Origin of the sequence: Angelakisella massiliensis (assembly GCF_900104675.1) — a bacterium.
Classification (GTDB): Bacteria; Bacillota; Clostridia; order Oscillospirales; family Ruminococcaceae; genus Angelakisella; species Angelakisella massiliensis.
In genome coordinates this window covers 151,668-178,383 of sequence record NZ_LT629945.1, presented here as the reverse complement: position 1 = coordinate 178,383, position 26,716 = coordinate 151,668, and the positions used below count along the sequence as shown (strand labels likewise).

Annotated in this window: 25 protein-coding genes; 12 read left to right on the top strand and 13 right to left on the bottom strand. The window is 52.0% G+C overall.

Features of this window, described 5'->3' with window-relative positions; translation table 11 throughout:
- Positions 1–122 precede the first annotated feature (122 nt).
- Genes BQ5383_RS06015 through BQ5383_RS06005 form a run of 3 tightly spaced genes read left to right on the top strand, consistent with a single transcriptional unit; the run spans position 123 to position 4,063 of the window.
- Complete coding sequence (locus tag BQ5383_RS06015; protein WP_071430309.1) at positions 123–1,931, top strand: ABC transporter ATP-binding protein; 1,809 nt, start codon at positions 123–125, stop codon at positions 1,929–1,931.
- A complete protein-coding gene (locus tag BQ5383_RS06010; RefSeq protein ID WP_071430306.1) occupies positions 1,924–3,672 on the top strand; it encodes an ABC transporter ATP-binding protein in 1,749 nt (582 codons plus the stop codon). The genes BQ5383_RS06015 and BQ5383_RS06010 overlap by 8 nt, the downstream gene beginning before the upstream one ends.
- A gap of 19 nt (positions 3,673–3,691) precedes the next feature.
- Positions 3,692–4,063, top strand: a complete 372-nt coding sequence (locus BQ5383_RS06005) for a metal-dependent transcriptional regulator (protein WP_071430305.1) — start codon at positions 3,692–3,694, stop codon at positions 4,061–4,063.
- A 61-nt stretch (positions 4,064–4,124) separates the two neighbouring features.
- Here BQ5383_RS06005 and BQ5383_RS06000 read toward each other — a convergent pair whose 3' ends face one another.
- Positions 4,125–4,454 carry a helix-turn-helix domain-containing protein gene (locus BQ5383_RS06000; RefSeq protein ID WP_071430303.1) on the bottom strand — a complete coding sequence of 110 codons (330 nt, stop codon included), beginning with the start codon at positions 4,452–4,454 and terminating at the stop codon, positions 4,125–4,127.
- A 495-nt stretch (positions 4,455–4,949) separates the two neighbouring features.
- On the opposite strand from BQ5383_RS06000, the gene BQ5383_RS05995 reads away from it, so the two are divergent.
- From BQ5383_RS05995 to BQ5383_RS05980, 4 genes are all read left to right on the top strand, one after another.
- Positions 4,950–5,375: an RNA polymerase sigma factor gene (locus BQ5383_RS05995; protein ID WP_071434906.1), complete on the top strand. Its 426-nt coding sequence runs from the start codon at positions 4,950–4,952 to the stop codon at positions 5,373–5,375.
- Positions 5,368–5,610, top strand: coding sequence for a helix-turn-helix domain-containing protein (locus BQ5383_RS05990; RefSeq protein ID WP_071434904.1), 243 nt, complete (start codon positions 5,368–5,370; stop codon positions 5,608–5,610). The genes BQ5383_RS05995 and BQ5383_RS05990 overlap by 8 nt, the downstream gene beginning before the upstream one ends.
- 428 nt (positions 5,611–6,038) lie before the next feature.
- On the top strand, positions 6,039–6,242 hold the full coding sequence (locus BQ5383_RS05985) for an excisionase (protein WP_025654190.1): 204 nt from the start codon (positions 6,039–6,041) through the stop codon (positions 6,240–6,242).
- Positions 6,243–6,330: 88 nt separating this feature from the next.
- Positions 6,331–7,524: a site-specific integrase gene (locus BQ5383_RS05980; RefSeq protein WP_071430301.1), complete on the top strand. Its 1,194-nt coding sequence runs from the start codon at positions 6,331–6,333 to the stop codon at positions 7,522–7,524.
- Positions 7,525–7,937: 413 nt separating this feature from the next.
- Here the strand turns inward: BQ5383_RS05980 and BQ5383_RS05970 are convergent, their stop codons facing one another.
- Together BQ5383_RS05970 and BQ5383_RS05965 are read right to left on the bottom strand one after the other, a co-directional pair.
- The gene (locus BQ5383_RS05970; RefSeq protein WP_071430297.1) at positions 7,938–8,372 is read right to left on the bottom strand and encodes a hypothetical protein; all 435 of its coding nucleotides are present in this window, start codon (positions 8,370–8,372) and stop codon (positions 7,938–7,940) included.
- 77 nt (positions 8,373–8,449) lie between these two features.
- Positions 8,450–9,532 carry a DUF4349 domain-containing protein gene (locus BQ5383_RS05965; RefSeq protein WP_071430296.1) on the bottom strand — a complete coding sequence of 361 codons (1,083 nt, stop codon included), beginning with the start codon at positions 9,530–9,532 and terminating at the stop codon, positions 8,450–8,452.
- A gap of 371 nt (positions 9,533–9,903) precedes the next feature.
- Here BQ5383_RS05965 and BQ5383_RS05960 point away from each other — a divergent pair, with 371 nt between their 5' ends.
- A complete protein-coding gene (locus tag BQ5383_RS05960; protein WP_071430294.1) occupies positions 9,904–10,680 on the top strand; it encodes a type III pantothenate kinase in 777 nt (258 codons plus the stop codon).
- A gap of 213 nt (positions 10,681–10,893) precedes the next feature.
- Here BQ5383_RS05960 and BQ5383_RS05955 read toward each other — a convergent pair whose 3' ends face one another.
- Genes BQ5383_RS05955 through BQ5383_RS05945 form a run of 3 tightly spaced genes read right to left on the bottom strand, consistent with a single transcriptional unit; the run spans position 10,894 to position 13,164 of the window.
- A complete protein-coding gene (locus BQ5383_RS05955; RefSeq protein WP_071430292.1) occupies positions 10,894–12,471 on the bottom strand; it encodes a DUF4153 domain-containing protein in 1,578 nt (525 codons plus the stop codon).
- Between the two features lie 14 nt (positions 12,472–12,485).
- A complete protein-coding gene (locus tag BQ5383_RS05950; RefSeq protein ID WP_071430290.1) occupies positions 12,486–12,701 on the bottom strand; it encodes a helix-turn-helix domain-containing protein in 216 nt (71 codons plus the stop codon).
- A gap of 16 nt (positions 12,702–12,717) precedes the next feature.
- Positions 12,718–13,164 (bottom strand): DUF2975 domain-containing protein, encoded by a 447-nt coding sequence (locus tag BQ5383_RS05945; RefSeq protein ID WP_071430288.1) that lies wholly within the window; start codon positions 13,162–13,164, stop codon positions 12,718–12,720.
- Positions 13,165–13,421: 257 nt separating this feature from the next.
- Between BQ5383_RS05945 and BQ5383_RS05940 the strand changes: the two genes are divergently transcribed.
- On the top strand, positions 13,422–13,610 hold the full coding sequence (locus tag BQ5383_RS05940) for a hypothetical protein (RefSeq protein WP_071430286.1): 189 nt from the start codon (positions 13,422–13,424) through the stop codon (positions 13,608–13,610).
- A gap of 736 nt (positions 13,611–14,346) precedes the next feature.
- On the opposite strand, the gene BQ5383_RS05935 is transcribed toward BQ5383_RS05940, so the two are convergent.
- From BQ5383_RS05935 to mscL, 4 genes are all read right to left on the bottom strand, one after another.
- The gene (locus tag BQ5383_RS05935; RefSeq protein WP_071434902.1) at positions 14,347–16,242 is read right to left on the bottom strand and encodes an ABC transporter ATP-binding protein; all 1,896 of its coding nucleotides are present in this window, start codon (positions 16,240–16,242) and stop codon (positions 14,347–14,349) included.
- Positions 16,235–17,977: an ABC transporter ATP-binding protein gene (locus BQ5383_RS05930; protein WP_071430284.1), complete on the bottom strand. Its 1,743-nt coding sequence runs from the start codon at positions 17,975–17,977 to the stop codon at positions 16,235–16,237. Before BQ5383_RS05930 ends, BQ5383_RS05935 begins: the two co-directional genes overlap by 8 nt.
- 86 nt (positions 17,978–18,063) lie before the next feature.
- Positions 18,064–18,498 (bottom strand): MarR family winged helix-turn-helix transcriptional regulator, encoded by a 435-nt coding sequence (locus BQ5383_RS05925; protein WP_083389857.1) that lies wholly within the window; start codon positions 18,496–18,498, stop codon positions 18,064–18,066.
- A 324-nt stretch (positions 18,499–18,822) separates the two neighbouring features.
- On the bottom strand, positions 18,823–19,290 hold the full coding sequence (gene mscL / locus BQ5383_RS05920) for a large conductance mechanosensitive channel protein MscL (protein WP_071430282.1): 468 nt from the start codon (positions 19,288–19,290) through the stop codon (positions 18,823–18,825).
- A gap of 196 nt (positions 19,291–19,486) precedes the next feature.
- On the opposite strand from mscL, the gene BQ5383_RS05915 reads away from it, so the two are divergent.
- Positions 19,487–20,503, top strand: a complete 1,017-nt coding sequence (locus tag BQ5383_RS05915; protein WP_071430280.1) for a glycosyltransferase family 2 protein — start codon at positions 19,487–19,489, stop codon at positions 20,501–20,503.
- Between the two features lie 83 nt (positions 20,504–20,586).
- A complete protein-coding gene (gene glf, locus BQ5383_RS05910; RefSeq protein WP_071430278.1) occupies positions 20,587–21,684 on the top strand; it encodes a UDP-galactopyranose mutase in 1,098 nt (365 codons plus the stop codon).
- 384 nt (positions 21,685–22,068) lie between these two features.
- Here glf and guaA read toward each other — a convergent pair whose 3' ends face one another.
- The gene (gene guaA / locus BQ5383_RS05900) at positions 22,069–23,049 is read right to left on the bottom strand and encodes a glutamine-hydrolyzing GMP synthase (protein ID WP_076944453.1); all 981 of its coding nucleotides are present in this window, start codon (positions 23,047–23,049) and stop codon (positions 22,069–22,071) included.
- A gap of 374 nt (positions 23,050–23,423) precedes the next feature.
- Between guaA and BQ5383_RS05895 the strand changes: the two genes are divergently transcribed.
- Entirely contained in the window at positions 23,424–24,161 is a 738-nt protein-coding gene (locus BQ5383_RS05895; protein ID WP_071430274.1) for an acyl-[acyl-carrier-protein] thioesterase, read from the top strand.
- A gap of 357 nt (positions 24,162–24,518) precedes the next feature.
- On the opposite strand, the gene BQ5383_RS05890 is transcribed toward BQ5383_RS05895, so the two are convergent.
- Positions 24,519–24,749, bottom strand: a complete 231-nt coding sequence (locus BQ5383_RS05890) for a hypothetical protein (protein ID WP_071430272.1) — start codon at positions 24,747–24,749, stop codon at positions 24,519–24,521.
- Positions 24,716–26,503, bottom strand: a complete 1,788-nt coding sequence (locus tag BQ5383_RS05885; RefSeq protein WP_071430270.1) for an aminopeptidase P family protein — start codon at positions 26,501–26,503, stop codon at positions 24,716–24,718. Before BQ5383_RS05885 ends, BQ5383_RS05890 begins: the two co-directional genes overlap by 34 nt.
- Between the last annotated feature and the right edge of the window lie 213 nt (positions 26,504–26,716).

Here is a 26,716-nt window from a genome sequence, read left to right as displayed (position 1 = left end):
ATTATGTGTCTGATTGGATAGATACGCTCTGTATGGAGTGGCAGAAACAACCGAATGATTTTATGATAATAGACGGGTTAGAAGATGCTAACCCGTCTATTATTGCGAAAGGAGCCTTGCTTATGGATAAGCAAAAAAATGGAGAACTGTCCAGAATGTTCGGATATGCAGGGAAATTCCATGTTTTGACCGTTTTGGGATGTGTTCTCTCCGGGATCAGTACCATTTTATCTATGCTGCCTTTTGTTTGCATTTGGCTCGTCATCCGCGATTTAATCCAGGCTTTTGCTGCCGGGGATATATCTCTTGCAACGGGGAGCGCCCATTATGCGTGGATGGCGGTTGTGTTTGCAGCGGCAAGCATTTTAATTTATTTTATCGCCCTGAACTGTACTCATCTGGCGGCGTTTCGTACAGCCACCAATATGAGAAAATCTGCAATTCATCATATCGTGACGCTGCCGTTGGGGTATTTCAGCCAAAATGCAAGCGGACGGCTCAGAAAAATCATTGATGATAATGCAGGACTTACAGAAGGATTTCTGGCCCATCAGCTTCCCGATCTGACCGGAGCCGCAGTTATGCCGGTTGCCGTTATTATTTTGATTTTCCTTTTTGACTGGCGGCTGGGAATTTGCTGCCTGATACCTATGGGAATCAGTGTCATCTTTCTCAAACAGATGATGGGCGGAGATAATGCGCAGTTTATGGGCAAGTATATGACTGCACTGGAAACAATGAATAAAGAAGCTGTGGAATATATTCGCGGTATTCCTGTTGTAAAAGTATTTCAGCAAACTATTTATTCCTTCAAAAATTTTCACGCTGCAATAGAAGAATACGAAAAATTTGCTTCCGGGTATGCCTTAAAATGCCGTATTCCTCTTACTGGATTTACAGTAACACTGAACGGCACATTTGTTTTACTTATTCCAGTCGCCATGTTTATTTTGTCCGGGGTCAGCGGCCAGGCAGCTTACGAAAATGTTGTGCTGGATTTTCTGTTTTACAGTTTGTTTACTCCGGTCTGTGCAACTATGATGAACCGTATCATGTTTGCCAGCGAGCAGCTTATGGCAGCTAAAAGCGCAGTCAGCCGGGTGGATGAAATTTTGCAGGAACAGCCTTTGAAGGAACCAGAACAGCCCCTGATCCCGGCAGACGCTTCGATTGTGTTTTCGGATGTTTCCTTCGCCTATCCAGGTGCCAAAGAGAAGGCCTTAGACCATATCAGCTTTGAGGTTCCGACAGGAAAAACAGTGGCGCTTGTTGGTGCCTCCGGCAGCGGTAAAAGTACAGCGGCAAGCCTCATTCCCCGATTTTATGATGTTCAGTCAGGTTCCGTTACGATTGGCGGCGTGGATGTACGCAATATTGAGAAGCAGGAACTGATGAAAAGAGTTGCTTTCGTGTTTCAGAATACCCGTCTGTTCAAGGACACCTTGCTGAATAATATTAAGGCGGCCCGCCCGGACGCTACCAGGGAAGAAGTCCTGAAAGCGGCTGATGAAGCACAATGCAAAGATATTATTGACCGCCTCCCGGATGGGCTTGATACGCTCGTTGGAACAGGAGGCACATATCTCTCAGGAGGTGAAAATCAAAGGATTGCTCTTGCAAGGGCAATCTTAAAAGACGCCCCTATTATTGTACTGGATGAAGCCACAGCATTTGCAGATGCCGAAAATGAACATCAGATACAGCTTGCCTTTGAGCGGCTGACACAAAACAAAACGGTTCTGATGATTGCTCACCGGCTCTCTACGATACAAGACGCAGACCTTATCCTGGTGTTTAAGGATGGACAGATTGCAGAAAGAGGTACGCATAAAGAATTGATAGCTGCGAACGGTATTTATTCTTCTATGTGGAAGGATTATCGGACCTCGATTGCATGGAAGGTCGGAAAGGAGGATGAACAGCATGATTAAGACGTTAAAAAAGAAATATGCGTTGAGCGATCAGGGGGCAAGAGACCTGTTAAAAGGGATTGTCTATTCGGTACTGGCTAATATCAGCCTTATGTTTCCTGTTATTCTTCTGGCTATCGTCCTCAATCAACTTCTTGCGCCTGTTTTGGGAACGAGCGCGCCAGAGATCAGCGCCGCCGTTTACACTGTGATCGGAATTGCGATTTTGGCTGTTGTCTTTATACTTCATTACTGCCAGTACACCGCAGCGTATCTTGGGACGTATGATGAAAGTGCAAGGCGGCGAATCGGTCTTGCGGAGAAATTGCGTACACTTCCGCTGACCTTTTTTCATCAGAGGGATCTTGCTGATCTGACAAGCACCATTATGGGGGACTGTGCAAACTTTGAACACGCATTTTCTCATACGGTTCCGCAATTCTTTGGCGCAGTTATCTCCACAGGTATTGTTTGTATCGGACTGCTGATTTTCAACTGGCAAATGGGCCTGGCCCTTCTCTGGGTAGCCCCGATTTCATTTGCAATCGTTATTCTGTCACGGAAATGGCAGGAAAAACTCGGCAAAAAGCACATGAACGCAAGACTGGAGCTTGCAGAAGGCATTCAGGAATGTTTGGAAACCGTACAGGATATAAAGGCTTGCAATCAGGAAGAAGATTATCTTCGCAAATTAGACGCAAAGATGGATGCCGCGGAAAAAGCACAGATTTCATCCGAAATGACAACGGCAAGTCTGCTGACAACCGGCCAGATGTTTTTACGGCTCGGTTTGGCAACGGTGATTGTAGTAGGTAATAGTCTTGTGGTAAGTGGAGATACCTCTCTGTTTACCTATATTCTGTTTTTGATTGCTGCCTCCCGCCTGTACGATCCGCTTTCCGGGGCGATGTCAAATATGGCAGAGCTGTTTTCTGTGCAGCTTCAGGTAAACCGCTTGAAAGAAATAGAAGAATACCCGGAAGAAACCGGCGAGAAGAATATCCATACAAACGGGTACGATATTACATTCGATCATGTCCAGTTTTCTTACGAAAAGGGCAAACCGGTACTGAGGGATGTTTCGTTTACTGCAAAGCAGGGACAGGTCACAGCATTGGTTGGCCCGTCCGGCGGCGGCAAAAGTACAGTCGCAAAACTGGCAGCCAAATTTTATCCTCTGGACGGAGGAAGAATACTGTTGGGCGGAACCGATATTGCTCCGCTAAATTCAACCATGTTGATGAAAAACTTCTCTATCGTTTTTCAAGATGTTGTGCTGTTTAATAACACCATCATGGAAAATATTCGTGTCGGTAAAAAGGACGCAACGGACGAGGAAGTGATTGCCGCAGCTAAAGCAGCGCAGTGTGATGAATTTATTTCAAAATTGCCGGACGGCTATCAGACAGTGATTGGAGAAAACGGTTCTACGTTATCAGGCGGTGAATGCCAGCGACTTTCTATCGCACGCGCTCTTTTGAAAGACGCTCCTGTTATTCTTTTGGATGAAGCTACTGCCTCTCTTGACGTAGACAATGAAACAGAAATTCAAAATGCAATATCCAGGCTGGTAAAAGGCAAGACGGTTCTTATTATCGCTCATAGAATGAGGACGGTGGAGGCTGCCGATAGTATCGTTGTATTGTCAGATGGTATTGTAGCCGAAAACGGAACTCACGAAGAACTTATGAAAGAAAATGGCCTCTATCGTAGGCTGGTCGATTTGCAGACAGCTTCTGCAAATTGGAAGTTAAGCGTTTAATTCATAAAAGGAGGTACTGATGAAACTTCATGCGTCCGGGGAGGACTATCTGGAGGCCATACTTGTTCTTCATAAAAAGATGGGCATGGTGCGCTCCGTGGATGTTGCCCGGCACCTGGAGGTCACAAAGCCCAGCGTGTGCCATGCGGTGGCGACCCTGCGGGACGGGGGGTTCCTGACAATGGACAGCGACTATTTCCTGCATCTGACCGATGTGGGCCAGGAAGTGGCGGAGCGGATCTACGAAAAGCACCGCTTCTTTACTGACCGACTGATTGAAGCCGGCGTAGACCCGGAAACAGCGGAAAGGGATGCCTGCCGGATGGAGCATGTTATCAGCCAGGAGTCCTTCGAGCGTCTGAAAAATGCTTATAAAACAAAAGAAGAATAAACTGCCCGCATAGCAAACGGGTGAAACAGTAACGCGGCCGGGCACATCGAACCCGACCGCGTTACTCGTCTTTTTGGAAGGCTTCCGCCTGTTTGCAGAGTGCGATAAACTTTTCAATCTCTGCTTCGCTTTTCCCGGCAAAGAAGTCCACGACTGTTTTCGAGACTGTCTGATTTACCATTTCCGGGAAGATGGCGGCGTCCACGCTGATATTCAATTCTTTGGCGACAAGGACCACCGTTTCAAATTTCGGATTACTTTGGCAGGTCTCCAAATCTATGATCGTGCGGGGGGTCATACCGAGGCGTTCAGCTAACTGTTTTTGCGTCAGATGCTGCCGCTTCCGTTCTGACCGCACCTTCCATGCAAATAGATCCAGCGGATTGTTCACTACACACCACCTCTACATTATTGTAGGGTGTACTTCCGCTCATATAAATAACCATAAAACTCATGCAGAGTGAGTTATAACTCATGTTTCGTAGTAAAGGGAGATATGGATGAGAGCGCCAACACAAAGGAGGTCAAAATAAGGCGGGGTTTACCGCTTATGCGGCGGACGCCCATGCCACTACGAAAAATATTCCAATAACGCAGCAGCGAGCCATGCTCATGGAAGTGAGTTATGGCTCGCTTTTTATATACTACGGCTCACATCTCACAAAGCCCGTCCCTTTGACCACCTGCGCATGGGTGCGGGCTGCCGCTCTCCGCCCCGTTTCGTTCCGGCCTGTCAACCTGAACGAAACGAAAGGAACCGATTATGAGCGGCAAAAAATTTTTTAATATAAATGCGGGAAACCAGCCAAACAGCGGCATTGCCATAACAGTAGTGGGCGAAAGGGGAAGAAAAGAACTGCCTCCCGGCACGAAGGGAGGTGAGAACTTGAAACCTGACCGCCACTACGAGCATAAGCAGCACGCCTTTGACAGCTATTGCAAGAGATCCATCAAGAATGAAGCAATGAACGCTTACACGCAGCTTCGGAAACGGAGCCGGCGTGAGGTCTCACTCAGCGAGCTGCCGGAGGATGCAATGGCCCAGCTTGCGGTTTATGACCGCTACTCGTGGGAATACACGACCTTCCCTGTGGGAGGGGCCGTGATTCTGATCGAGGACGACCGGCTGGCCGAGGCGCTTCTGGCGCTTTCTCAGGAGGACCGGGACATCTTTATGATGCACTGGTTCCTGAACATGGTAGATCGCGAGATCGCCGAGTACATGAACATGGCCCGCCGGACGGTCAACACCCGCAGGCAAAAAGCCTATCGGCTGCTGAAGGAGCTGATGGGAGGTGAAGCGGATGACTAAATCTGCGAATATGCGGGCGTCACTGATCCCTTATCCGGTGATCGCTGCCGCTGTCGGAGGCAATCCCGAAGCGGTAAACCGGGTGATCCAGCACTATTCCGGCTATATTGCTGCGCTGTCCATGAGGACAAGCTATGACAAAAACGGCTTTCCTCACTCCTTGGTGGATGAAGATATGCGCAGGCGGCTGGAAACGAAGCTGATTATCTCCATCCTGAATTTTGACCTGAGCTGATTCAGGGCCGGGCGCTGCGTGTTTCCCCCCTTTCCATGTGGTGCCCTGTATCGCTCCTTGACAAAGAAAGCCCGGCGGGAGGCCTCCGGCGCAGCATAAGGCAGACGGATACGATCTGTCTGTGTGGAGCCGGTCGGCCGGTGCGCCAAGACCCTGTTGCAAGTCCGCAGGACGGGACCCCTACCAAACAGGTGAGCGACAAAACCAGGCCGCTAAACAGGTGTGGCAGCCTGTGGGCGAGGATGCACAGACAGGATAATGAGACTCGCGCATTGGACGCCCACAAAGCATCGTGCGCCGCACCCATCAGCATGGGCCGGGGTGAAATTCCCGTGGAGCTGTGCCAGCAGCCATCCGTTTTCTGCCTCTTATTTTTTGCAACACCGTCCTCTGAAAGGGGACGCGCAAATTTTTAGGAGGTGTTGTATTTGAACACGAACGATATTCCTATCTGGCAAAAATACACGCTCTCCATCGAGGAGGCGTCCAGATATTTCCGTATTGGGGAAAAGAAGCTCCGCAGGTTAGCCGAGGAAAACCCTGACGCAAACTGGCTCATTATGAACGGCAACCGCCTCCAGATCAAACGAAAGCAGTTTGAGAAAGTCATCGACGAACTGGAGGTTATTTGACGAGGCCGGCTGACAATGGGCCCTGGGCGCGTTATAATATGTGTAGCGTATCGAGGCTCATTCCAGCGATGGAAGGGAGCTTACCATCATGTCAGAGAAAAGACGCGATAGCAAAGGTCGAATTTTAAGGACTGGAGAGAGCCAGAGAAAAGACGGAAGATACGCTTACAAGTACACGGACGCCTGCGGTAAAACTCAATTCGTGTATGCCTGGAAACTGGTGCCCACCGACAAGACCCCCACGGGCAAGCGGGACGATGTTTCGCTCCGTGAGAAGGTGAAGGAGATCCTGCGTGACATTAACGATGGGATCGACACCATCGGCAAGAAGATGACGGTCTGCCAGCTTTACGCCCGGCAGAACAGCCATAGGAAAAATGTCAAGCGGAGCACCGAGAAGGGTCGGGAATACCTGATGTCCGTTCTGAAAGAGGACCCTCTGGGGTCCCGGAGCATTGACAGCGTGAAGCTGTCGGACGCCAAGGAATGGGCCATCAGGATGAGCGAGAAGGGCTACGCCTACAAGACCATCAGCAACTGGAAACGGTCTTTGAAGGCAGCCTTCTACACGGCGATTGAGGATGACTGCATCCGCAAAAACCCGTTCAACTTCGCCATAGCCGATGTCCTGGAGGATGACACGGAGGAAAAAGCCGCGCTGACCCAGGATCAGGAGGACCGCCTCCTGGCCTTCGCCGGCAGCGATCCGGTCTACCGGAAGTATTGTGATGAGATCATCATTCTGCTGGGGACCGGCCTCCGCGTTTCCGAGTTGTGCGGATTGACAACGGACCTGGATTTTGAAAACCGTTGCATCCATGTGGACCACCAGCTCCTGCGGGACAGTGAGCTCGGCTACTATGTGGACGAGCCCAAGACCAAAAAGGGTGCGCGGCAGATCCCCATGAGCGAGAAGGTCTACCAGGCGTTGAAGCGGGCTGTGAAGAACAGGGGCAAGGCCGCCCCGGTCAATATCGGGGGCTACACCAACTTCCTGTTCCTCAACCAGAGCGGCCTTCCCAAAACGGCGTCCTGTTACGAGAGTATGTTCCAGGGGCTTGTCAGGAAGTACAACAAGCACCACAAACCAGAGGAGGCCCTGCCGAACATCACGCCCCATACCATGCGCCATACCTTCTGCACCCGCCTCGCCCACGCTGGGATGAACCCCAAAGACCTGCAGTACATCATGGGACATTCCAATATCACCATGACGCTGAACTATTACGCTCATGCGGATTACGCCTCTGCGAAGGCGGCGATGGACAGGCTGGCGGCGTAGTAGTAAGCCGCCGTTTCTACTACGGTTTTACTACTTTTCAACGCCAAGTGAGGCTCCGAAATGCCATGATATGCGGGGTATCTTCCGAAACGCAAAATGCCGGAAATGCTTGATATAACAAGCCTTTCCAGCATTTGCGGAGATTTGCAAAGATAATCAGAAAATCGGTAGAACTTTTGTTAAAAAACATGGGAAAAAACAACAGCCTCTGCCCGGCAGGCAGAGGCTGTTCCAGATGGCAGAAAAACCTTTTTTGAAAAAGCAAAATTAAAATCATAAAAATCAGGATATGCGCCCACCGGGGCGCGAAACAGGGGGTATCACCGCTGATTTCGTGAGGATTCAAGCGGCATACTCAGAGAGGCTGTTCCTTCACAGGCACGAGCTTCAGCGATGAAGAGAACCCTGGGCAGTCAATCACGGAAAAAGTGAAACGCCTGAAGATAATATTCCTCACAGCTGTTTTCATCCCCCAGGGAAGCTTCTGATCCATAATACAGCAATCGAAAGGGCTGGAGCTGCTGCAAAATAACCGGCAATAGTTTCCATGCCCTGCAGACCATACGGCTGAAGGAGCGCAGATCTTTTCGGTGATCATAGAAACCCTCCATCTCCTGAAGAAGGAAGCCGCCAAATTCCCACAGAGAAAAACCGCCCTTTTCCTGAAAATATTGCTCCAATAAGTGGATAGAATGGGTCAGATCTCCAGAGGAGATTTCCAGCTCAGCAGCCAAAGGATCTCCGGGACGCTCACGGATCAGCTGATCCAAGGCGGCGCGGTATTGTCCGCCGGTGGGAAAGCCGGCGTGGGTCAGAATGGCGTAAGCCAACAATCGCTCCAGGGTCATAAAGCGGCACCTCCAGTCACAAAGGGAGAGAAAAATATGATTCACCGCCGCCGTGGAGGAGCTCACCCTAAAAACGATCAGTTGTCAGAACGCTTTTCTTTCTCCGGTTTTGAGGTGGGAGAAGAGACGGTGGGGGAAGTGGGGGGAGGAGTTCCGGGACCTCCGGGCGGAGGAACTAAAGAGAAGGGCTGACGAGGGGGACGGTTTCTTTGCAGGCGGCGGACCAGCTTACGGATCAGCCATACCACCAGGGCAATGAGAGCTACCCAGATCAGAAGGACAGGGCCTTCCTCCACCAGGAAGAAAATCAATCCCTGAAGGGTACTGGTGATATTCTGCTCGGAACGGCGGAAGGATTCTCCCAATTTTTCCACGAAGGTTTTGGGCTTTTGTTGAATCTGTGTCAGCTCCACAACTTCCTGGATGTTCATGGTCAGGGTAGAATATGCCACCTGATTGTCCATCCGGCGCAGACGGCCGGTGAGGGATTCAATTTCAGTGCGGACGTCCGCCAGGGCGCTTTCCAAAGTGATGATATCTTCCAGACTTTCCGCCTGTGCCAGCAGCTCCACCAGCCGCTGTTCCTGAACCTGCATATTCTCCAGGCGGGTTTGGGCGTCGTAGTAACTGTCAGTGATATCCTCAATGGATTCCTCCTGGGAAACAATGTTGAAGGTATCCCCCAGGGCGGTGGTCACTTCATCCAGCTTGTCAGCTGGCACCCGTGCGGTAACAGAGGCGGAACGTTCATAATAATCCCCGTAATTGTTCAGACTGCGTCCGCTTACACTTTGGCTTTCCACATAGCCGCCCGCATCCTCAATCAGCTGATTCATGGTGCTCAGGGCGCTGTCAAAGGTGGTGGTCTCCAGCTGCATCCAGCAGTTTTTGATGATTTTCCGCTCCTGGTCCGGCGTTTGGGGATCAGCCAAACTGCTGTTTTCTTCCGGAGACATTTCCTCTGTGGCAAGATCTGCCGCTCCATCCGTAGCCATATACATTCCACCACGGAAGGATTCTGCTGCCGCAGGAGCTTCCACAGCGGCGGATTGGGCGGTGCTCATCATGCTGTCGCTGCTGCTTCCACTGCCTCCGCAAGAGGTCAGCACCAATACCATGGCCAAAAAAATGGATAAAATAGCAGGGATACGCTTTTTCATGTTCAGATTCCTCCTTTTCCTTCGGCTTGTCGGTGTACCGGAAAGTGCCGTCATTTTTTGTCCAGGATATGTTTTCACGGATAAATTCCGGCAAAATCACCTGTGATGGGGAAATTTTCCTTTCATTCCATTAGTGCGGGAAAAGCCAGGATTTGATGCCTCAAAATGATTTTCTACTATCATAGACGAACGGAAAGGGGAAAATATTGTGTTTTTGACGAAAAATTTTTTACCTTGTCCAAGGTCTGGTTGAAGGGTGTTGGTGCCTGTGTTACAATGAAAACGTCAAAAGAAAGGGATGGCCCAAATACTGCTTTTCCAGGTGATTTGGGAGAAGCATATGGCTCCCGGTCCCGGAAGGAGAGTTTTTCATGGTTCTCACCATTGATATTGGCAACAGCAACATTATTCTGGGGGTATATCAGGATGAAAGGCTGTTGTTTGTCTCCCGTGTTCGCACCTCCCTGCGAAAGACAGAGTCGGAATACGCCGTGCTGCTTAAGGATATCCTGCTGCTTCACGGAGTACAGTGTCAGGCATTGCGGGGAGGGATCATTTCCTCTGTGGTGCCTCCTTTGACCCCGGTGCTCCGGGCGGCGGTGACAATTGTCCATGAAATCCCGGTGATGGTGGTGGGGCCTGGCCTGCGTACGGGCCTGAATATCCGCATCGACAATCCCGGGCAGTTGGGGGCGGATCTGGTGGCTACAGCCGTGGGCGCTGTGGAAAAATATCCGGCGCCGATCCTGATTCTGGACCTGCGGACAGCCACCAAAATTACTGTAGTGGACCGCAACCGCAGCTTTCGGGGAGGTTCCATTATGCCGGGAGTGATGATCGCCCTGGATGCTCTGACCCGCAACGCCGCCCAGCTGCCGGACATCAGCCTGGAGGGAGATGTGAAGCTGGTGGGAACCAACACAGTGGACTGTATGCGCTCCGGAGTGGTATTGGGGGCCGCCAGTATGCTGGATGGGATGATTGACCGCTACCAACAGGAGCTGGGAGAGTTCTCCACCATCGTCGCCTGCGGGGGGATGATGAAGCTGATTCTTCCTTACTGCCGTCACGCTATTCAGATGGATGATTCACTGCTGTTGGATGGGCTTTACGCCATCTACCGCAGAAACGCGCCGGAAGATACCTGAGAATTTCCCCCGGAAAATATGGAAACAAAAACGGCCCCTTCGGGATGTAGAGTCCCGTTGGGAGCCGTTTTTTTATACACGATAGTCCGATTTTGGTGTAAAACCCAAAGGAGATGGACTACAGGTAATGAAAGAATATATTTCTTTTCCCCGGCCTTTTGGGGGATGTACAGTCCCTTTAAAGGCTCAGACGGGAAAGAATCGGAACACACCTTAAAGAGGAGGTCCTTTTTCCTGGAGCAGATGCAGCGCCATGAGGCTTTGGAGATTCTGGCCGTACCAGTGAGGGGGAGAGGAGGGGCCCAACCCCACCTCCAGATGATACCGCAGGCGGAGCAGCGCGTCTTCCACCACCTCCCGGCGGGAATCGTCGGGAGACAGGCGGTCCCGGGCATCCAGGAGAGAAGACGCTGCCGCAGGAGTGTTCAGCAGGGGAGTAAGAGTCAGGCTGTCTCCGTCGCCGGAAAGGTAGAGCTCCACGTTGTACCGGGCAATGATCCCATCCACATTGCAGAAGGAGAGAAGCAGAAACCAGCCGCAGAAGAATCCGGCCAGCCACCGCTGCCAGGGGAAGTTCCCCGAAAGGCTCAGCAGTTCAAGCAGAAACACCACAGCCAGCAGGATCATAAACCAGCTGGTATAAATCCGCAGCTGGGTCAAGCCATAGGCCCGGATGTACAGTACCATTTTGCACAGTGCTGTGGCAATAAGCAGCAGAGTCTGCACCGGCAGCACACGACAAAGGAAACGAATAACACCGCTGTTCTGGTCCCGGGTCAGCTGCCGGGCCGCCAACAAAGCCGCCAGATTCAGCGTTGATACCTGGCACAGTTCAAAGAATCCCTGCCGGGCGTAATCAGACCAGGAACCAGCCTGAGGCTGTCCGTGGACGATGGCGGAAACAAGCCCTGCGGCCTGTGCCCCAAAGAACACCAGATACAGCGCTGTGAGCATACCAAGGGAGGTGACAGCCACTGCGGCGGGGATGAAACGGCGGCGAGCTTCCCGCGCGGCCTTTTCCTCCGCTGTCAGGGTGAGAAGTCCACGGTGATGGAAGCTGCCGTACCATAAACCGAACAGATAGGCGGAGACCGGCAGTGTCAGAACCAGGCGGATCATCAGCCACACAAACCAGGAAGCATCCAGAAGGGCCAGCTTTTCCATCAGCAGACGGAAGGTATCGTCTGCCGCCGCCAACTGTTCCGCTACATACAGCAGCAGCGGGATCATCAGCAGCGCTGTGATCAGTGCCAGCAGAAGGCTGCGGTTTTGACTGTTTTTCTTGGAACTCTGACGAAGAACCTGCCACTGACAGCCAAAATTCCGGAAGGGCAGCTGGAACAGGCGCTCTGCCAGACCATCCCATGCAAAACCTGTCTCCACGCCCCCAAGCACTGCTACCCACCAGACAGCGCAGCCGGTAAGGAAAAAGAAGGTGAGAAAGGTGACAAAACCGGAGGACAGCAAGGAAAAATGGAGGGATGTCAGCAGTGTCAGACCCAGCCAGGGCCAGCTTTTGGCGGGAATGGGATGACCTCCCGCCCGGAACCAGGTAAGTACCACGATGCAGTATACCAGGGTGAAAAGGGTGATGCCCACACCGCCCGTAAAGCCCAGCACGAACCGGATATAAAGATAGCCGCAGGGGAATGCCAGCAAGGCCAGCAGGCCATCCTCTTTCTTGGCGGTCAGCGGCTGAGGAGGAATGGAAGGGGGAAAAGACCTGTTTTTGGGTACACCAAGGGAAGCGGAGGCCGGAATGGCTTCCACCGGAAGATGATTCTGTTCCATAAGAACGCTCCTTTTTAGTTTTCCGTGTCGGGGGTATATTCCAGAATGTCCCCAGGCTGACAGTCCAGAGCCTCGCAGATAGCCTCCAATGTGGAGAAGCGGATGGCTTTGGCCTTGTTATTTTTCAGGATGGACAGATTGGCGGGGGTAATGCCCACACGGTCCGCCAGTTCTCCGGCGGAAATTTTCCGCTTTGCCATCATCACATCCAGGTTCACTTGGATGGCCACGGTGGGTCCCCCTTTCTTAAATGGTAAAATCATTCTCCTCTTTGATGGCCACGGCCTGGGCAAAGACGTTTTTCATCACCCTCAGGATCAGCCCCACAAACCCTGCCGCCACCGCCACAAAGATGAAGGGCTGGTAGGGCACCGTAAAGCCCAGACAGAGGAGAGCCACAGCGAAACAGCACCAGGAGATGCGGCGCATACAGGCGGTGTTTTCGGAGGTGAACACTTCACCCCGGTGGATGTTCCGCAGCAGCCGGTCCAACCAGAACAGCAGCGCCAGCCCCAGTAATACGCAGGGATAAAGGGCGCCCAAAAGAATGGGATAGAGGGAAGGAGATTTGTCCCCCATAGCCACATACCACCGGCACAGGGCGGGACCGCACAGCAGACAGCACGCCAGCAGCCCCATCATCAGGCGATTGCAGACCAGAGAGAGAATTTCAGAATAACGTTTGTTCCACATGACGGGAAAGCCTCCTTGCGCCTTTGATGATTTTAATATATCATAGCATTTACTGAAAGTCAATTATTATTTATTGTTTTTCGATAAAAATATTTTGTTAAACGGAAATTTGCAAAAGATAGAAATTCCAGCCCGCTGAGCACTGCCGGAAAAGGAAAAGGTGAAAATGAAATGGAGAAGAACCTTTCATCGCCCTTGAAAGAAGGAACAGGAGGGATTATACTGAAATCAGCAAAACAATGAAATGAGGCGGGGCCGTGAGAAATTTTGGATGGTTGGTGAGCTTTGCCGTCCTGGCGCTGATCTGGACAGTTTACTACCTGGCGATGCACATCACAGGAGGAATCCTCACAAAAGTGGATATGGCAGTATGCGGCGCAGTGCTGCTTTTTTGCGCAGCGGTGATTTTGGGACATATTTATTGTTTTTGGAAGCGACGGAAATAAAATTGGTTGAGCGCGTGCAGGATCGGACATAAAGGTAATGCGGCTTGAAAACAGTTTTGGTGCAGACAAGAAGAGGAGGGCGGCGGTTTATCCGCCGCCCCCTTTTGGCCGCCTTGGGCGGCCGATTCCCGCATCCCATCAGCGAGTGGATTGCCCGGCTTTACCCGGACCTGTCCAGGTTATCTGGACAACCGGCGAGCGGGCGATACCGCCTCTTCCGGAATAGGAACAGAAACCATCCCTCCCACCCGTTCCCATAAAACCTAAAGGTACCAGTCAAAACAGCGGCAGGCACTATCTCTGACTAACTCACTCGCTATGGCCTCAACAACGGGATTCAAAAGGGACGAGTCCCTTTGGGCGTACCCCCTGGCGCCAACTCTTTACCCAGCGGCCATTCAGAACAGAGACCAAATCCCCGCCAAAAGGAGCGAGTGGATTGTCCGGCTTTACCCGGGCAACCGGCGAGCGGGCGATACCGCCTCTTCCGGAATAGGAACAGAAACCATCCCTCCCACCCGTTCCCATAAAACCTAAAGGTACCAGCCAAAACAGCGGCAGGCACTATCTCCGTCTAACTAGATCGCTATTACCTCAACTATGGGTTTCCAAAGGGACGAGTCCCTTTGGGCGTAACCCCCTTTTCCCTTTTCTCCATCATTGGATATCAGCACAACGCCCCGGGCCATCTTTTCAGGTGGTCCGGGGCGTTGCTGACAGAACGATGTTTTGTTTGTTATTCCAGCTCAAAAGCGCCGGTATACAGCTGGTAATAGGTGCCCTTGGCGGCGATCAGCTGCTCATGATCGCCCCGCTCAATGATCCGTCCATGATCCAGCACCATGATAGCGTTGGAGTTGCGGACAGTGGAGAGGCGGTGGGCGATGACAAAGACGGTGCGGCCTACCATCAGAGCGTCCATACCCTTCTGTACCAGAGATTCAGTACGAGTATCAATGGAAGAAGTGGCCTCATCCAGAATCATTACAGGGGGATCGGCCACAGCGGCCCGGGCGATGGCGATTAGCTGCCGCTGGCCCTGAGAAAGCTCGGAGCCGTTGGAGGTGAGCATGGTGTCATATCCCTTGGGCAGACGGGAAATAAAGTCATCGGCGTTGGCCAGACGGGCAGCCTGCCGTACTTCCTCGTCGGTGGCATCCAGACGGCCATAACGGATGTTCTCCATCACTGTGCCGGTAAAGAGATTGGTATCCTGCAGAACAATACCCAGGCTGCGGCGGAGATCAGATTTGCGGATCTTGTTGATGTTGATGCCGTCATAACGGATCTTGCCGTCCTCAATATCATAGAAACGGTTGAGGAGGTTGGTGATGGTGGTTTTACCCGCACCGGTAGCGCCGACAAAAGCCACCTTCTGGCCAGGTTTGGCGTACAGGCTGATATCATGAAGGATTGTTTTCCCTTCCTCATAGGCAAAATCCACGTTTTCCAGGGTAATGTCGCCCCGCACACGGGTATAGGTTACGGTTCCATCGGGGTGAGGATATTTCCAGGCCCATATCTCGGTGCGCTCGCTGCTTTCCACCAGTTGATCGTTTTGATCATACTTGGCGTCCACCAGGGTGACAATGCCCTCATCCTGCTCCGGCTGTTCATCAATAAAGCGGAAGATTCTTCCCGCGCCGGCCAAAGCCATGACCACAGAGTTCAGCTGGTTTGCCATCTGGCTGATGGGATTGCTGAAGCTCCGGGACAGCTGGAGGAAAGAGATGATATCACCCAGGGTGAGAGCGGAACCGCCGCTGAGAACCAGGAAGCTGCCGGTGATGGCGATGAGAACATACTGAAGATTGCCCATATTGGCCATCAGGGGCATGAGAATGTTGGCGTACTTGTTGGCCTTGTAGGCGTCTCCGGCCAGTTGGTCGTTGAGCTTGTCAAAGCCCTCCTTGGCGGCTTCCTCGTGGCAGAAGACTTTGACCACCTTCTGTCCGCTGACCATCTCTTCAATATAGCCGTTGACCTTACCAATGGAATCCTGCTGCCGCACAAAGTACCGGCCGCTGCGTCCCGCCACGACCTTGGTGGTGAGCATCATCAGTACCAGGCAGCACAGCACCATAGCGGTCAGCGCAACACTGGTTTTGAGCATGGCGGCAAAGGCCAGTATCACTGTTACGATACTGGAGAGCAGCTGAGGCAAGCTCTGAGCGATCATCTGCCGCAGGGTATCGGTATCGTTGGTGTAGTAGCTCATCACGTCGCCGTGAGAGTGGGTATCAAAGTAACGGATGGGCAGGGTCTGCATATGGGAGAACATTTCCTGACGGATATCCCTCAGGACTCCCTGGGAGATGCTGACCATGGTACGGTTATACAGCAAAGCGGCCAGAATACCCACCAGATAGATAGAGGCCATCTTCAGGATCGCGGACAGCAGAGGCCCGAAATCCGGCTGGGAGGAGAGGAGCATAGGCTCAATATAAACGTCGATCAGATCCTTGATAAACATGGATCCGGCTACCGTGGCATAGGAACTGAGGAGGATTCCCACAATGACCACAGCGATACGGATGCGGTGATGGCGCAGAACATAGCCCATCAGCCGCTTGCCGGCGCCCTTGCGGTCCTCCGCCGACATGGAAAAATGGCCGCCTCTGGCGTTACGCATCATTGGCATCAGAATCTCCTCCTTTCATCTGAGACTCATAAACTTCACGATAAATCTTATTGGTGGCCAGCAGCTCTTCATGGGTGCCGAAGCCGTTGACTTTGCCGCCGTCCAGAACGATGATTCTGTCAGCGTCCTGAACAGAAGAGATACGCTGGGCGATGATCAGCTTGGTGGTACCGGGAATTTCTTCACGGAAGGCCTTGCGGATCATGGCGTCGGTATGGGTGTCCACAGCGCTGGTGGAATCGTCCAGAATCAGGATCTTGGGCTTCTTCAGCAGTGCGCGGGCAATGCACAGCCGCTGCCGCTGTCCGCCGGAAACGTTGGTACCGCCCTGCTCAATGTAGGTATCATATTTTTGGGGGAAGGTCTGGATGAAGCTGTCCGCCTGAGCCAGCTGACAAGCGTGAACGAGCTCCTCGTCGGTGGCGTCCGGATTGCCCCAGCGGAGATTTTCCTTGATGGTACCGGAGAACAGCACGTTCTTTTGCAGTACCATGGCCACCTGGTTGCGAAGCGTTTCCAGATCATAGTCCCGGACATCCCGTCCGCCCACCAGCAGCTGACCGCTGGTAACATCGTACAGCCGGGGGATCAGCTGCACCAGGGTACTCTTGGAGCTTCCGGTGCCGCCCAGGATACCGATGGTCTCACCGGAGGCGATTTCCAGGTTGATACCGGACAGAGAAGGCTTTTCCTGGTCCTTGGCATAGCGGAATTCCACATTGCGGAAGCTGATGGAACCATCCGCCACTTCCTTTACAGGATTGGGGCCATTGACGATGCTGCTTTCTTCACTGAGAATCTCCGCGACACGCTGAGCGGAAGCACGGGCAATAGTGATCATGACAAAAACCATGGACAGCATCATCAGGCTGGAAAGGATCTGGATGGCATAGGTCAGCAGGCTGGTGAGATGGCCGGTGGTCATGGAGGAGCCTACGATCATACGGGCGCCCAGCCAGGAAATCAGCAGAATGGCGGTATAGATGGCCAGCTGCATCAGGGGCATATTGAAGGCCAGGGTCTTTTCACCTTTGCAGAAATCGGTGTAGATTTCATCTGAAACCTCATCAAATTTCTCATTTTCCTTCTTTTCCCGCACGAAGGATTTGACCACCCGGATGCCGGACAGATTTTCCTGGACAACATTGTTCAGTTTATCATAAGTGCGGAACACTCTCTGCATCACCGGGAATGCGGTGCGGATGATCAAATACAGCCCCAGGGCCAGAAAAGGAATGATCGCCAGAAAGATCAGCGACAGGCGGGCGTTGAGACTGAAGGACATTCCCAGGGCGAAAATGAACATGATGGGGGAACGCACCGCAATACGGATGATCATCTGATAAGCCATCTGGACATTGCTGACGTCGGTGGTCAGACGGGTCACAATACCAGAGGTGGAAAACTTATCGATATTGGCGAAAGAAAAGCCCTGAATCCGGTAATACATATCTTTGCGCAGGTTTTTGGCAAAGCCGGTGGCGGCCAAAGCGGCATAGTTGCCGGAGCAGGCTCCGAAAAACATGGACAGCAGGGTACATACCACCAGCAACAGCCCTATTCTGGTGACCTCCGACATATTTCCGGCTTCAATGCCGTTGTCGATGAGCAGCGCCATGAGCATGGGAATGATGGTCTCCATCACCACTTCCAGCGTCACGAACAGCGGCGCTAACAAAGACGCTGTTTTGTATTCACGGATACAGGCGGACAATTTTTTGATCATGGAATACCTCCTTTGGGATCAGCCTGGGCAAGGGCTGTGAAAACAGCAGAGTGTACCGCAGGCAAACAAATGCTTCTCCAAAAAGATCAGGTGAGATTGGATTTGATCTTGTCGCACAGATGAGCGAAGGTGGCCAGTTCCGCTTGAGTCAGACCGTTTGACAGTGTCTCTTCCAGCTGAAGGACATAGCCGTAAAACTCCTCCTGACGGGCAAGGGCCTCCGGGGTCAGTGTCACCTTTTTCAGTCTGGCGTCGTGAGCCACCGGTGTACGGCAGATAATGCCCCGTTCCTCCAGATTTTTCAGCAGCCGTGAGGCTGTGGACCGGCGGACACAGAACCACTGCTCCAGATCCTTTTGATAAATGTCCTGATCCCGGTGATGGTACAGGAAACCGATCACCTGCCCCTGTACCCCGGTAATGGAATCATCAGGCGGGGAAGGAAGCAGCTGAAGCATTTTCCGTTTCATCAGATTGGACAGGGTGCGGATCTGATAACCGATGTGCAGCTCGTTTTCCACGGAGAAACATCTCCCTCCAATATTGTTAGCATGGTAACAGTTGATATTATAGCATCGCCCTTCAATTTGTCAATATAGAATAAGGGGGTACTTTGTGACGAAATTGTAAAGCTTAAAGCAGAGTTCTTTTTCTTTTTTGAAAGGAAAAATTTGGAGAAAATTCAGCTGATGTAGAGGCAAATTTCTGCTGTCCCCATTCCCCGCGGTTTTATAAAAGCTGCGGCCATCCTGTTTCCAAAAGCTGTTTCCAAACAGAAAATACTTGTCCGGAACATTCCTTGGAATCAGGATGGCCGCAGAAGTAGGTATAACGGGAAAATGAATTCAGCGCAGGGAAGGATCGTCCAGCATACTGGTACAATGGGGACACCGGGTGGCCTCCTTATCCACCACCTGCCTGCAATAGGGACAGAGGCGAGGGGGCTCCTTGGGCGTCTTGTTCCGGTCAATTGTCTCCCGGGCCAGGCGGTTCATCCCCTTGACCAGAAGAAAAATCACCAGCGCCATCAGCAGAAAATCCAGTGCCTGCGTCAGAAAGCTGCCGTAGCTGATTACTGCCGCTCCCGCCTCCTGGGCGGCTGCCAGGGTCTCGTAATGTCCTCCATCCAGTACAATAAAATGATTGGTAAAATCGAGCCCGCCGGTAAAGATGGTAACGAGAGGCATCAGAATGTCATTGACAAGAGAAGTGACGATTTTCTGAAAAGCACCGCCGATGATGACACCTACCGCCAGGTCAATCACATTGCCCCTTGCGACAAAAGCCCGGAATTCAGAGCAGAATTTTTTCATAGATGATGGTCTCCTTTGGGGAAATTTGTATTTTTTAGGATTGTATCACAGCAAAAAGAAAATGTCATCCCCACAGGAAAAGAAAAAAGTGAAACGCCCTTGACGTTGCCTCCTGTTTCGTAGGATAATAAAAAAGGATGAAAGAATCGGACGCGTCCGAAATGTGTCGGAATGCGAGAATAAAGGAGAAGAAAAGATGAAGCTTTTGTCTGTCGCGATTCCCTGCTACAACTCCCAGGAGTATATGCGGCATTGTGTGGACACCTTGCTCCAGGGCGGCGACGAGGTGGAGATCCTCATCGTCAACGACGGCTCCAAGGACGGTACGGCGGAGATCGCCGAGGAGTATCAGCGCAGCTATCCAGGCATTGTCCGGGCCATTCATCAGGAAAATGGCGGTCACGGCGCTGCTGTGATGACCGGTTTGCGCAACGCCACCGGCCTTTATTACAAGGTGGTGGACAGTGACGATTGGGTGGACGGCAAAGCCTATGAAAAGGTGCTGGAAACCCTGAGAACCTTTGCGGCTTCCCCGGAACCAGTGGATATGCTGGTGTGCAACTATGTTTATGAAAAGGTGGGCGCACGCCATAAAAAGGTGATGAGCTACACCGGTACGCTGCCGCAGAACAGGGTTTTTACCTGGGATGATACAGGATATTTCCCCAAGGGGCAATACATCCTGATGCACTCGGTGATCTATCGTACCCAACTGCTGCGGGACAGCGGGCTGGATCTGCCGAAACATACTTTTTATGTGGATAATCTGTTTGTGTATGTTCCATTGCCCTATGTCAAAACCCTGTATTACTTGAATGTGGATTTTTACCGCTACTTTATTGGCCGGGACGATCAATCGGTCCATGAAAGCGTCATGATCCGCCGCATTGATCAGCAGATTCGGGTCAATCGTCTGATGATCGAGCAGGTGGATCTGCGAAAGGTGGAAAACCGGAAGCTGCGCAGATATCTGTTCAATTATGTGGAAATTATCACCATCATCTCCTCTGTCATGCTGATCCGTTCCGGTACCAAAGAAAATTTGGAGAAAAAGCGCCAGCTGTGGGAATATATCCGGCAGCAGGATTTGTGGCTGTACCATCGTCTGCGGTGGGGAATTATGGGCCAGGTGATGAATCTTCCCGGCTGGACCGGCAGACGGATTGCTGTTTCCGCTTATAAAATCAGTCAGAAGGCTGTGGGATTCAATTGATCCTGCTTTCCGCTTCCCGTCTCTGAAAGAAAGGGATTGCTGAGAAGAGGGAAGAAAGACAGACTTTTGAGGAGGAGACAAAAATGGTGGATCTGTTGATTGTGGGCTCCGGCCTGTTTGGCGCGGTGTTTGCCCGGGAGATGACCGACAGGGGATATTCCTGCCTGGTGCTGGAAAAGCGGGATCATATTGGCGGTAATGTTTATACCAAAGAGATAGAGGGAATTCAGGTGCATCGGTATGGCGCCCATATTTTCCACACCAATGATGAGAAAGTGTGGAAATATGCCGGGCGTTTTGCGCGGTTCAACCGCTATACCAACAGCCCCATTGCCAACTATCATGGGGAAATCTATTCCATGCCCTTCAATATGCACACCTTCAATAAAATGTGGGGGGTTGTCACACCGGAAGAGGCTCAAGCGGAGATCCAGCGTCAGCGCCAGTCCCGTTTTGTAGAGCATCCCGCCAATCTGGAGGAGCAGGCCATCAACCTGGTAGGGGTGGATATCTACGAAAAGCTGATCAAGGGCTACACCGAAAAGCAGTGGGGCAGACCCTGTGACCAGCTTCCGGCCTTCATCATCCGGCGTCTGCCGGTGCGGCTGACCTATGACAACAACTACTTTAATGCTTTGTATCAGGGTATTCCCATGGGCGGCTATACCAAAATGGTGGAGCGGATGCTGGAAGGAATCCCGGTACAGCTGAATACCGACTACTTGCAGCAGCGGGATTACTGGAACAGCCAGGCCCGCAAGGCGATTTATACCGGCCCCATCGATGCCTATTTCGGTTACTCCCTGGGAGCGCTGGAATACCGGGAGGTCCGTTTTGAGACCCAGGTGCTGGATATGCCCAACTATCAGGGCAACGCGGTGGTCAACTATACCGACCGGGAGACGCCCTATACCCGTATCATTGAGCACAAGCACTTTGAGTTCGGCACCCAGCCCAAAACGGTCATCAGCCGGGAATACAGTGTGGAATGGAAGCCCGGCCGGGAACCCTATTACCCGGTCAATGATGAGAAGAACACCGCTCTGTACCAAAAATACCGTCAGCTGGCGGACAAAGAAGAGCAGGTGCTCTTTGGAGGACGTCTGGGAGAGTACCGGTATTACGACATGGATCAGGTGATTGCCGCCGCCCTGGAAGCAGCGGAAAAAACGCAGCTGTAACAGAAAAAAACAGACTGGACAGAGCTTCAGGTGGATGAACCCCTGGGGCTCTGTTTTTGTCAGGGCACATGGCGAACCCCTTTTGCTGAATATTGGATTTTCCCAGGACAGAGGATATAAAGGGGAAAGAAGCCGGAGCTTGTGTATGTTTTCCGGGATATTCAGTTTGAGGCTGCAAAGCAAACAGGCAGCAAGGGGACAAGGGGAAATTTTCAATTTTCTTCCTGGAGACAACAGAAATATCCCCTGAAAACAAAAAGAGCAAACTGACCTTGCAAAGATCAGCTTGCACTTTTTTATGATCAAATATGTTGCCAAAATGTTGCCGTCAAGGGATTCTGCCCTTTAAAAAGAGGCAGGTTCAGGAGTATTTTGCCCCCAATATTATTCCCATTCGATGGTTCCGGTAGGCTTTGTAGTCAGGTCGTAGACTACCCGGCAAACTCCCGGTACCTCATTGACGATGCGCTTGGTGATATGGTTGAGCAGAGAGTAGGGAATTTCCTCAATGGTGGCGCTCATGGCATCCACAGTGTTGACAGCACGCAGGATAACAAACCACTCGTCCACCCGTTTGCCGTCCCGGACCCCCACAGTCTTCATATCCGGAATAGCGGTGAAGTACTGCCAGACCTTACCGGACAGGCCGTTCTTTTCGAACTCCTCCCGAAGAATGGCGTCGGATTCCCGAACGGCCTCCAGGCGGTCCCGGGTGATGGCGCCCAGGCAGCGTACGCCAAGGCCAGGGCCGGGGAAGGGCTGACGGAATACCATGTTGTCGGGTAGCCCCAGGGTCTTGCCCACCATGCGTACCTCATCCTTGAACAGGAGCTTCAGCGGCTCCACCAGCTCAAATTTCATATCCTCAGGCAGGCCGCCTACATTGTGGTGGGCCTTTACGCCGTGGCTCTCGATGATATCAGGATAAATGGTTCCCTGAGCCAGGAAAGAGATGTCTTCCAGTTTTCTTGCCTCTTCCTCAAATACCCGAATGAACTCAGCGCCGATGATTTTGCGCTTTTTCTCCGGATCAGCCTCACCCTGGAGCTTATCCAGGAAACGGTCCACAGCATCCACATAAACCAGATTGGCGTTCATCTGATTGCGGAAAACCTCAATGACCTGCTCCGGCTCACCTTTGCGCAGAAGGCCATGGTTGACATGAACACAGACCAGCTGACGCCCGATGGCCTTGATAAGCAGTGCGGCTACCACCGAGGAGTCCACACCGCCCGACAGGGCAAGCAGAACCTTTTTGTCTCCGATTTGGCGCCGCAGGATGTCAACCTGCTCCTCAATGAAAGATTTTGCCAGCTGCTCATTTGTAATTCTTTCCATGCTTTCGGGACGAACATCGTTTGCCATAGCTTTTCCTCCGTATTCAAGAATAAGTTTTTCAGGATCATTATCCTGCTGGAAGCTCCTTGAGACAGCAAATATCCGGGACACACCGGTAAATTTATGGCGCACAGATCTGCAGGGGCGTTGTGCAGGAATAATCTTTCCATTCTACAGGTGCCACACTGGGCAGTCTTTGGATAAAAGACCAACAACATTATTATACATTTTTCCTGTTGTTTGCACAACATCCAACAGCAATTTTTGCCGGAAACAGTGCAGTGTTTTATCTCGCTGGAGATGCCTTTGAAAAGTGTGAATGAATGTGCTATGATAAAAAGAAATTTGATGGTTTTAAAGGCCTGGAACGGAGAACAACTGAAGGGGAGGAGAAATCATCGATGGATGAAAGGCTTTTTGTCAAACGAACCAAAATAGAATACAGCTATTGTGACTGGAGTAATGCCATGAAGCTGTCCTACCTGTTGGGAGAGGCTCAGGAAGTAAGCATGGAACATTGCGATGCTCTGGGAATCGGCGGAGATTACTTTATGAGCTTCCATAAGGCGTTTTTATTGGCCAAGCTGCGGGGAAGGATATGGAGAATGCCCCGGGGAGGGGAGGAAGTGATCATTACCACCCAGCCCAATATGCCAGTGCGTTCCCAGTACCGGAGAATTACCCGCATTTTGGATGTGGAAGAAAATGTTTTGGTGGAGCTTGATTCCAGGTGGATTTTAGTGGATATGGATACCAAGCGCATTGTCCGCCGTCTGCCGGAGGGGATCAAGGCGCCTTTTGTGGAGCTGACGGAACTGGAGGACTTCCGTTCCTCTTTGCCGGATCAGATGACGGAAACGGAGCGGGTTCGGGTAAGATACAATATGGTGGATATCAACCGGCACCTGAACAATGCGATCTATGGGGATTTGATTTCCAACCTTTTGGAAGACAGGCTGTTTGGCGGAGAAACCATCGGGGAACTGGCCTTGTTCTATCATCGGGAAGCGAAGATGGGAGATGAGCTGGTCCTTTATACCGCGGAGGAAGGACAGCGGTTCCATGTTCGGGGAGAGATTGAAGGAAACTGCTGCTTTGAAGCCTCTGTAACGCTGGTGCCTGGGGAAAACCGTCCGTGACCAGGCAGGAGGGCCGAAAAGAGTTAGGCTGAGGATGGGCCGTGATTTTGACTGGCTTTTGTGAAGATATGCCTGATTGACTGCTCCTTTGGATAAGGAGAAAATGGGTAACGAAAGGTAAAGCAGCCGGCCAGGCTTGGCGGAAGGCAAAAACAAACTGCGAAACGGGCTGCTGGCAACAAATAAGGGCTGAACGTCTGGTGCAAGGAAGGTGCTGGATGTTCGGCCTTTTTGTTTTGATGGAAGGCGCTATAAGATATTCCCGCAGCCTATGCCCCCGCAGCTGGCTGTGGGTTTGAAGAGACGCGAGAAAGAAAATAAAGCACTGAGGGAGCTGTAAACAAAAGGATGCTGTCTTTATGCTGCCTTCAGCAGCCGCTCAGGACCTGAATCCTGAGAAATCATCTTTTTTTCATCAAAGGCTGTGAACAGAAGGAATGGAAGAGGAACTGTTTGATTGCCCCCTAAAGGCAGAAAGGCGTTTTCTCTCACAACAAATAAAGCCTCCCTTTCTTTCGGCAAGAAGGGGAGGCTTTTGTGTGAAAGGGAAATACTCAGGCAATAGGCAGGGTCTTCTGCCGCAGCCATGCCTGTTCCTCGGGATTCAGATGTTCCTTCAGATCCTGATATACTGTTTCGTGGAAAGCATTGAGCCAATCCAGTTCCTCAAAGGTCATCAGCTCGCGGACAATGGGACGGGTGTCGATGGGGCAGCGGGTGACCGCTTCAAACCGGTAGAACTCCCCATACTCAGTGGAGCAGGCAGGTACTACCAGAAGTTCATTCTCGATGCGGATGCCAACCAGTCCCTCCTCATAAATACCAGGTTCATCGGTGACGATCATACCCGGCTCCAAGGGGTAAGTATTGGTCATGCGCATACTGTGGGGCCCCTCATGAACGCCGCCCAGATAGCCCACGCCATGGCCGGTGCCGCAGCGGTAATCGATGCCGTACTGCCATACCTGGCTCCGGGCCAGGATGTCCAGATTGGCTCCGGAGCAGCCTTTCATAAATACTCCTCTGGCCAAGGCAATATTGGCTTTCAGGACATAGGTATAGTATCTGCGAATTTCATCCGTCAGGGGACCCATCTGATAGGTACGGGTGGTGTCGGTGGTGCCGTCCAGGAACTGTGAACCGGTATCCAGCAGCAGCAGACCGCTGTGCTCAATAACGGCGCAGTGATCCGGGGAAGGAGAATAGTGCATCATGGCGGCGTTGGCCCCGTAAGCGCTGATGCAGGAGAAGCTTTCTCCCAAAAACAGGGGCAGGGGCTGCCGGTAGCGGTTGAGAATATCGTGAACATCACATTCGGTCAGCTTTTCGCCATCAGCCAGACGGCGCTCCAGCTCCATTTCCATCCGGACCATGGCGACGCCTTCTTTGATATGGGCGTTTTTCAAACAGGCCACTTCGGTGTCATTCTTGCAGGCCTTCATGGGCTGAACCGGCTCGGCTCCTTCCACCACAGTGATGCACTCGTTTGCCACCATGGCGGCATACAGACTATAGCTGAGATCCTCCTGAGAGCAAAGCATTCTCAGAGGCTCCCGCAGAGCCTCCACCTCCGGCAGTACCCGTGCGTAAGGGGCAATGGAAACACCGTTGGCGGCAAGATGCTCCCGGACCTGAGGCGTCAGACGCTCCTCATTGGTATAAAGCACCGTTCTTTCCGGTGTGACCAGGCAGAAGGACAACAAGGCGGGAGTATAGCTGATGTCGGAAGCACGGATATTGAGCAGCCATACGATGCTGTCCAGACGGGTCAGCAGAATGGAGTCGGCGTTTTCTTTGGCAAGGTTTTTACGCAGCTCAGCCAGCTTTTCAGCGGCTGACAGACCGGTATATTCCAAGGGATGAACGAAAGCCTCGGTGGCAGGCATGGGGGGACGGTCTTCCGTCCAGATGGGGGAAATGAGATCCACGGTGCGGATAGCAACTTCTTTGCCTTCAAAAGCTTTTTCCAGCTCTCCTACAAAAGCGGCAGAGGTGATCATGCCGTCCAGCCCCAGAACATCTCCGACCGATAAGCGGGCGGTCAGATATTCTGTAACAGTGGGAACGCCGGGCTCCTTCATTCTCTGCAAAACGATCTCGCTGCCTTCCAACTGTCGGGCAGCCTGGATGAAATAGCGGCCATCCGTCCATAAGGCGCTTTCAGTTTCGGTTACTACCATCACTCCGGCGGAACCGCTGAAGCCGGACAGCCAGGCGCGGCTGCGCCAATGATCCGGCAGATATTCACTCATATGGGGATCAGAGGAGGGGATGTAATATACCTGGATTCCGGCTTGCTTCATCTGCACACGGAGTAAGGCCAGCTTTTCATTTGCGGTCATGGATCTCAGAACTCCTTTACATCAGATATTAAGCGCTTTCCATTGGGGAAGCTTGCTTCTCCATCATAGCAGACCGGGGGAGATTTGAAAAGAGCAAGCCGGAAAATTTTTAAAAAAGCAGACAAGCGGGAAGATGCGCTCTTGTGTGAAAATAAAAGACGCTCCGCCGATCCGTAAAACGGGCAGCGGGGCGCCTGCATCAGGGAAAACCCA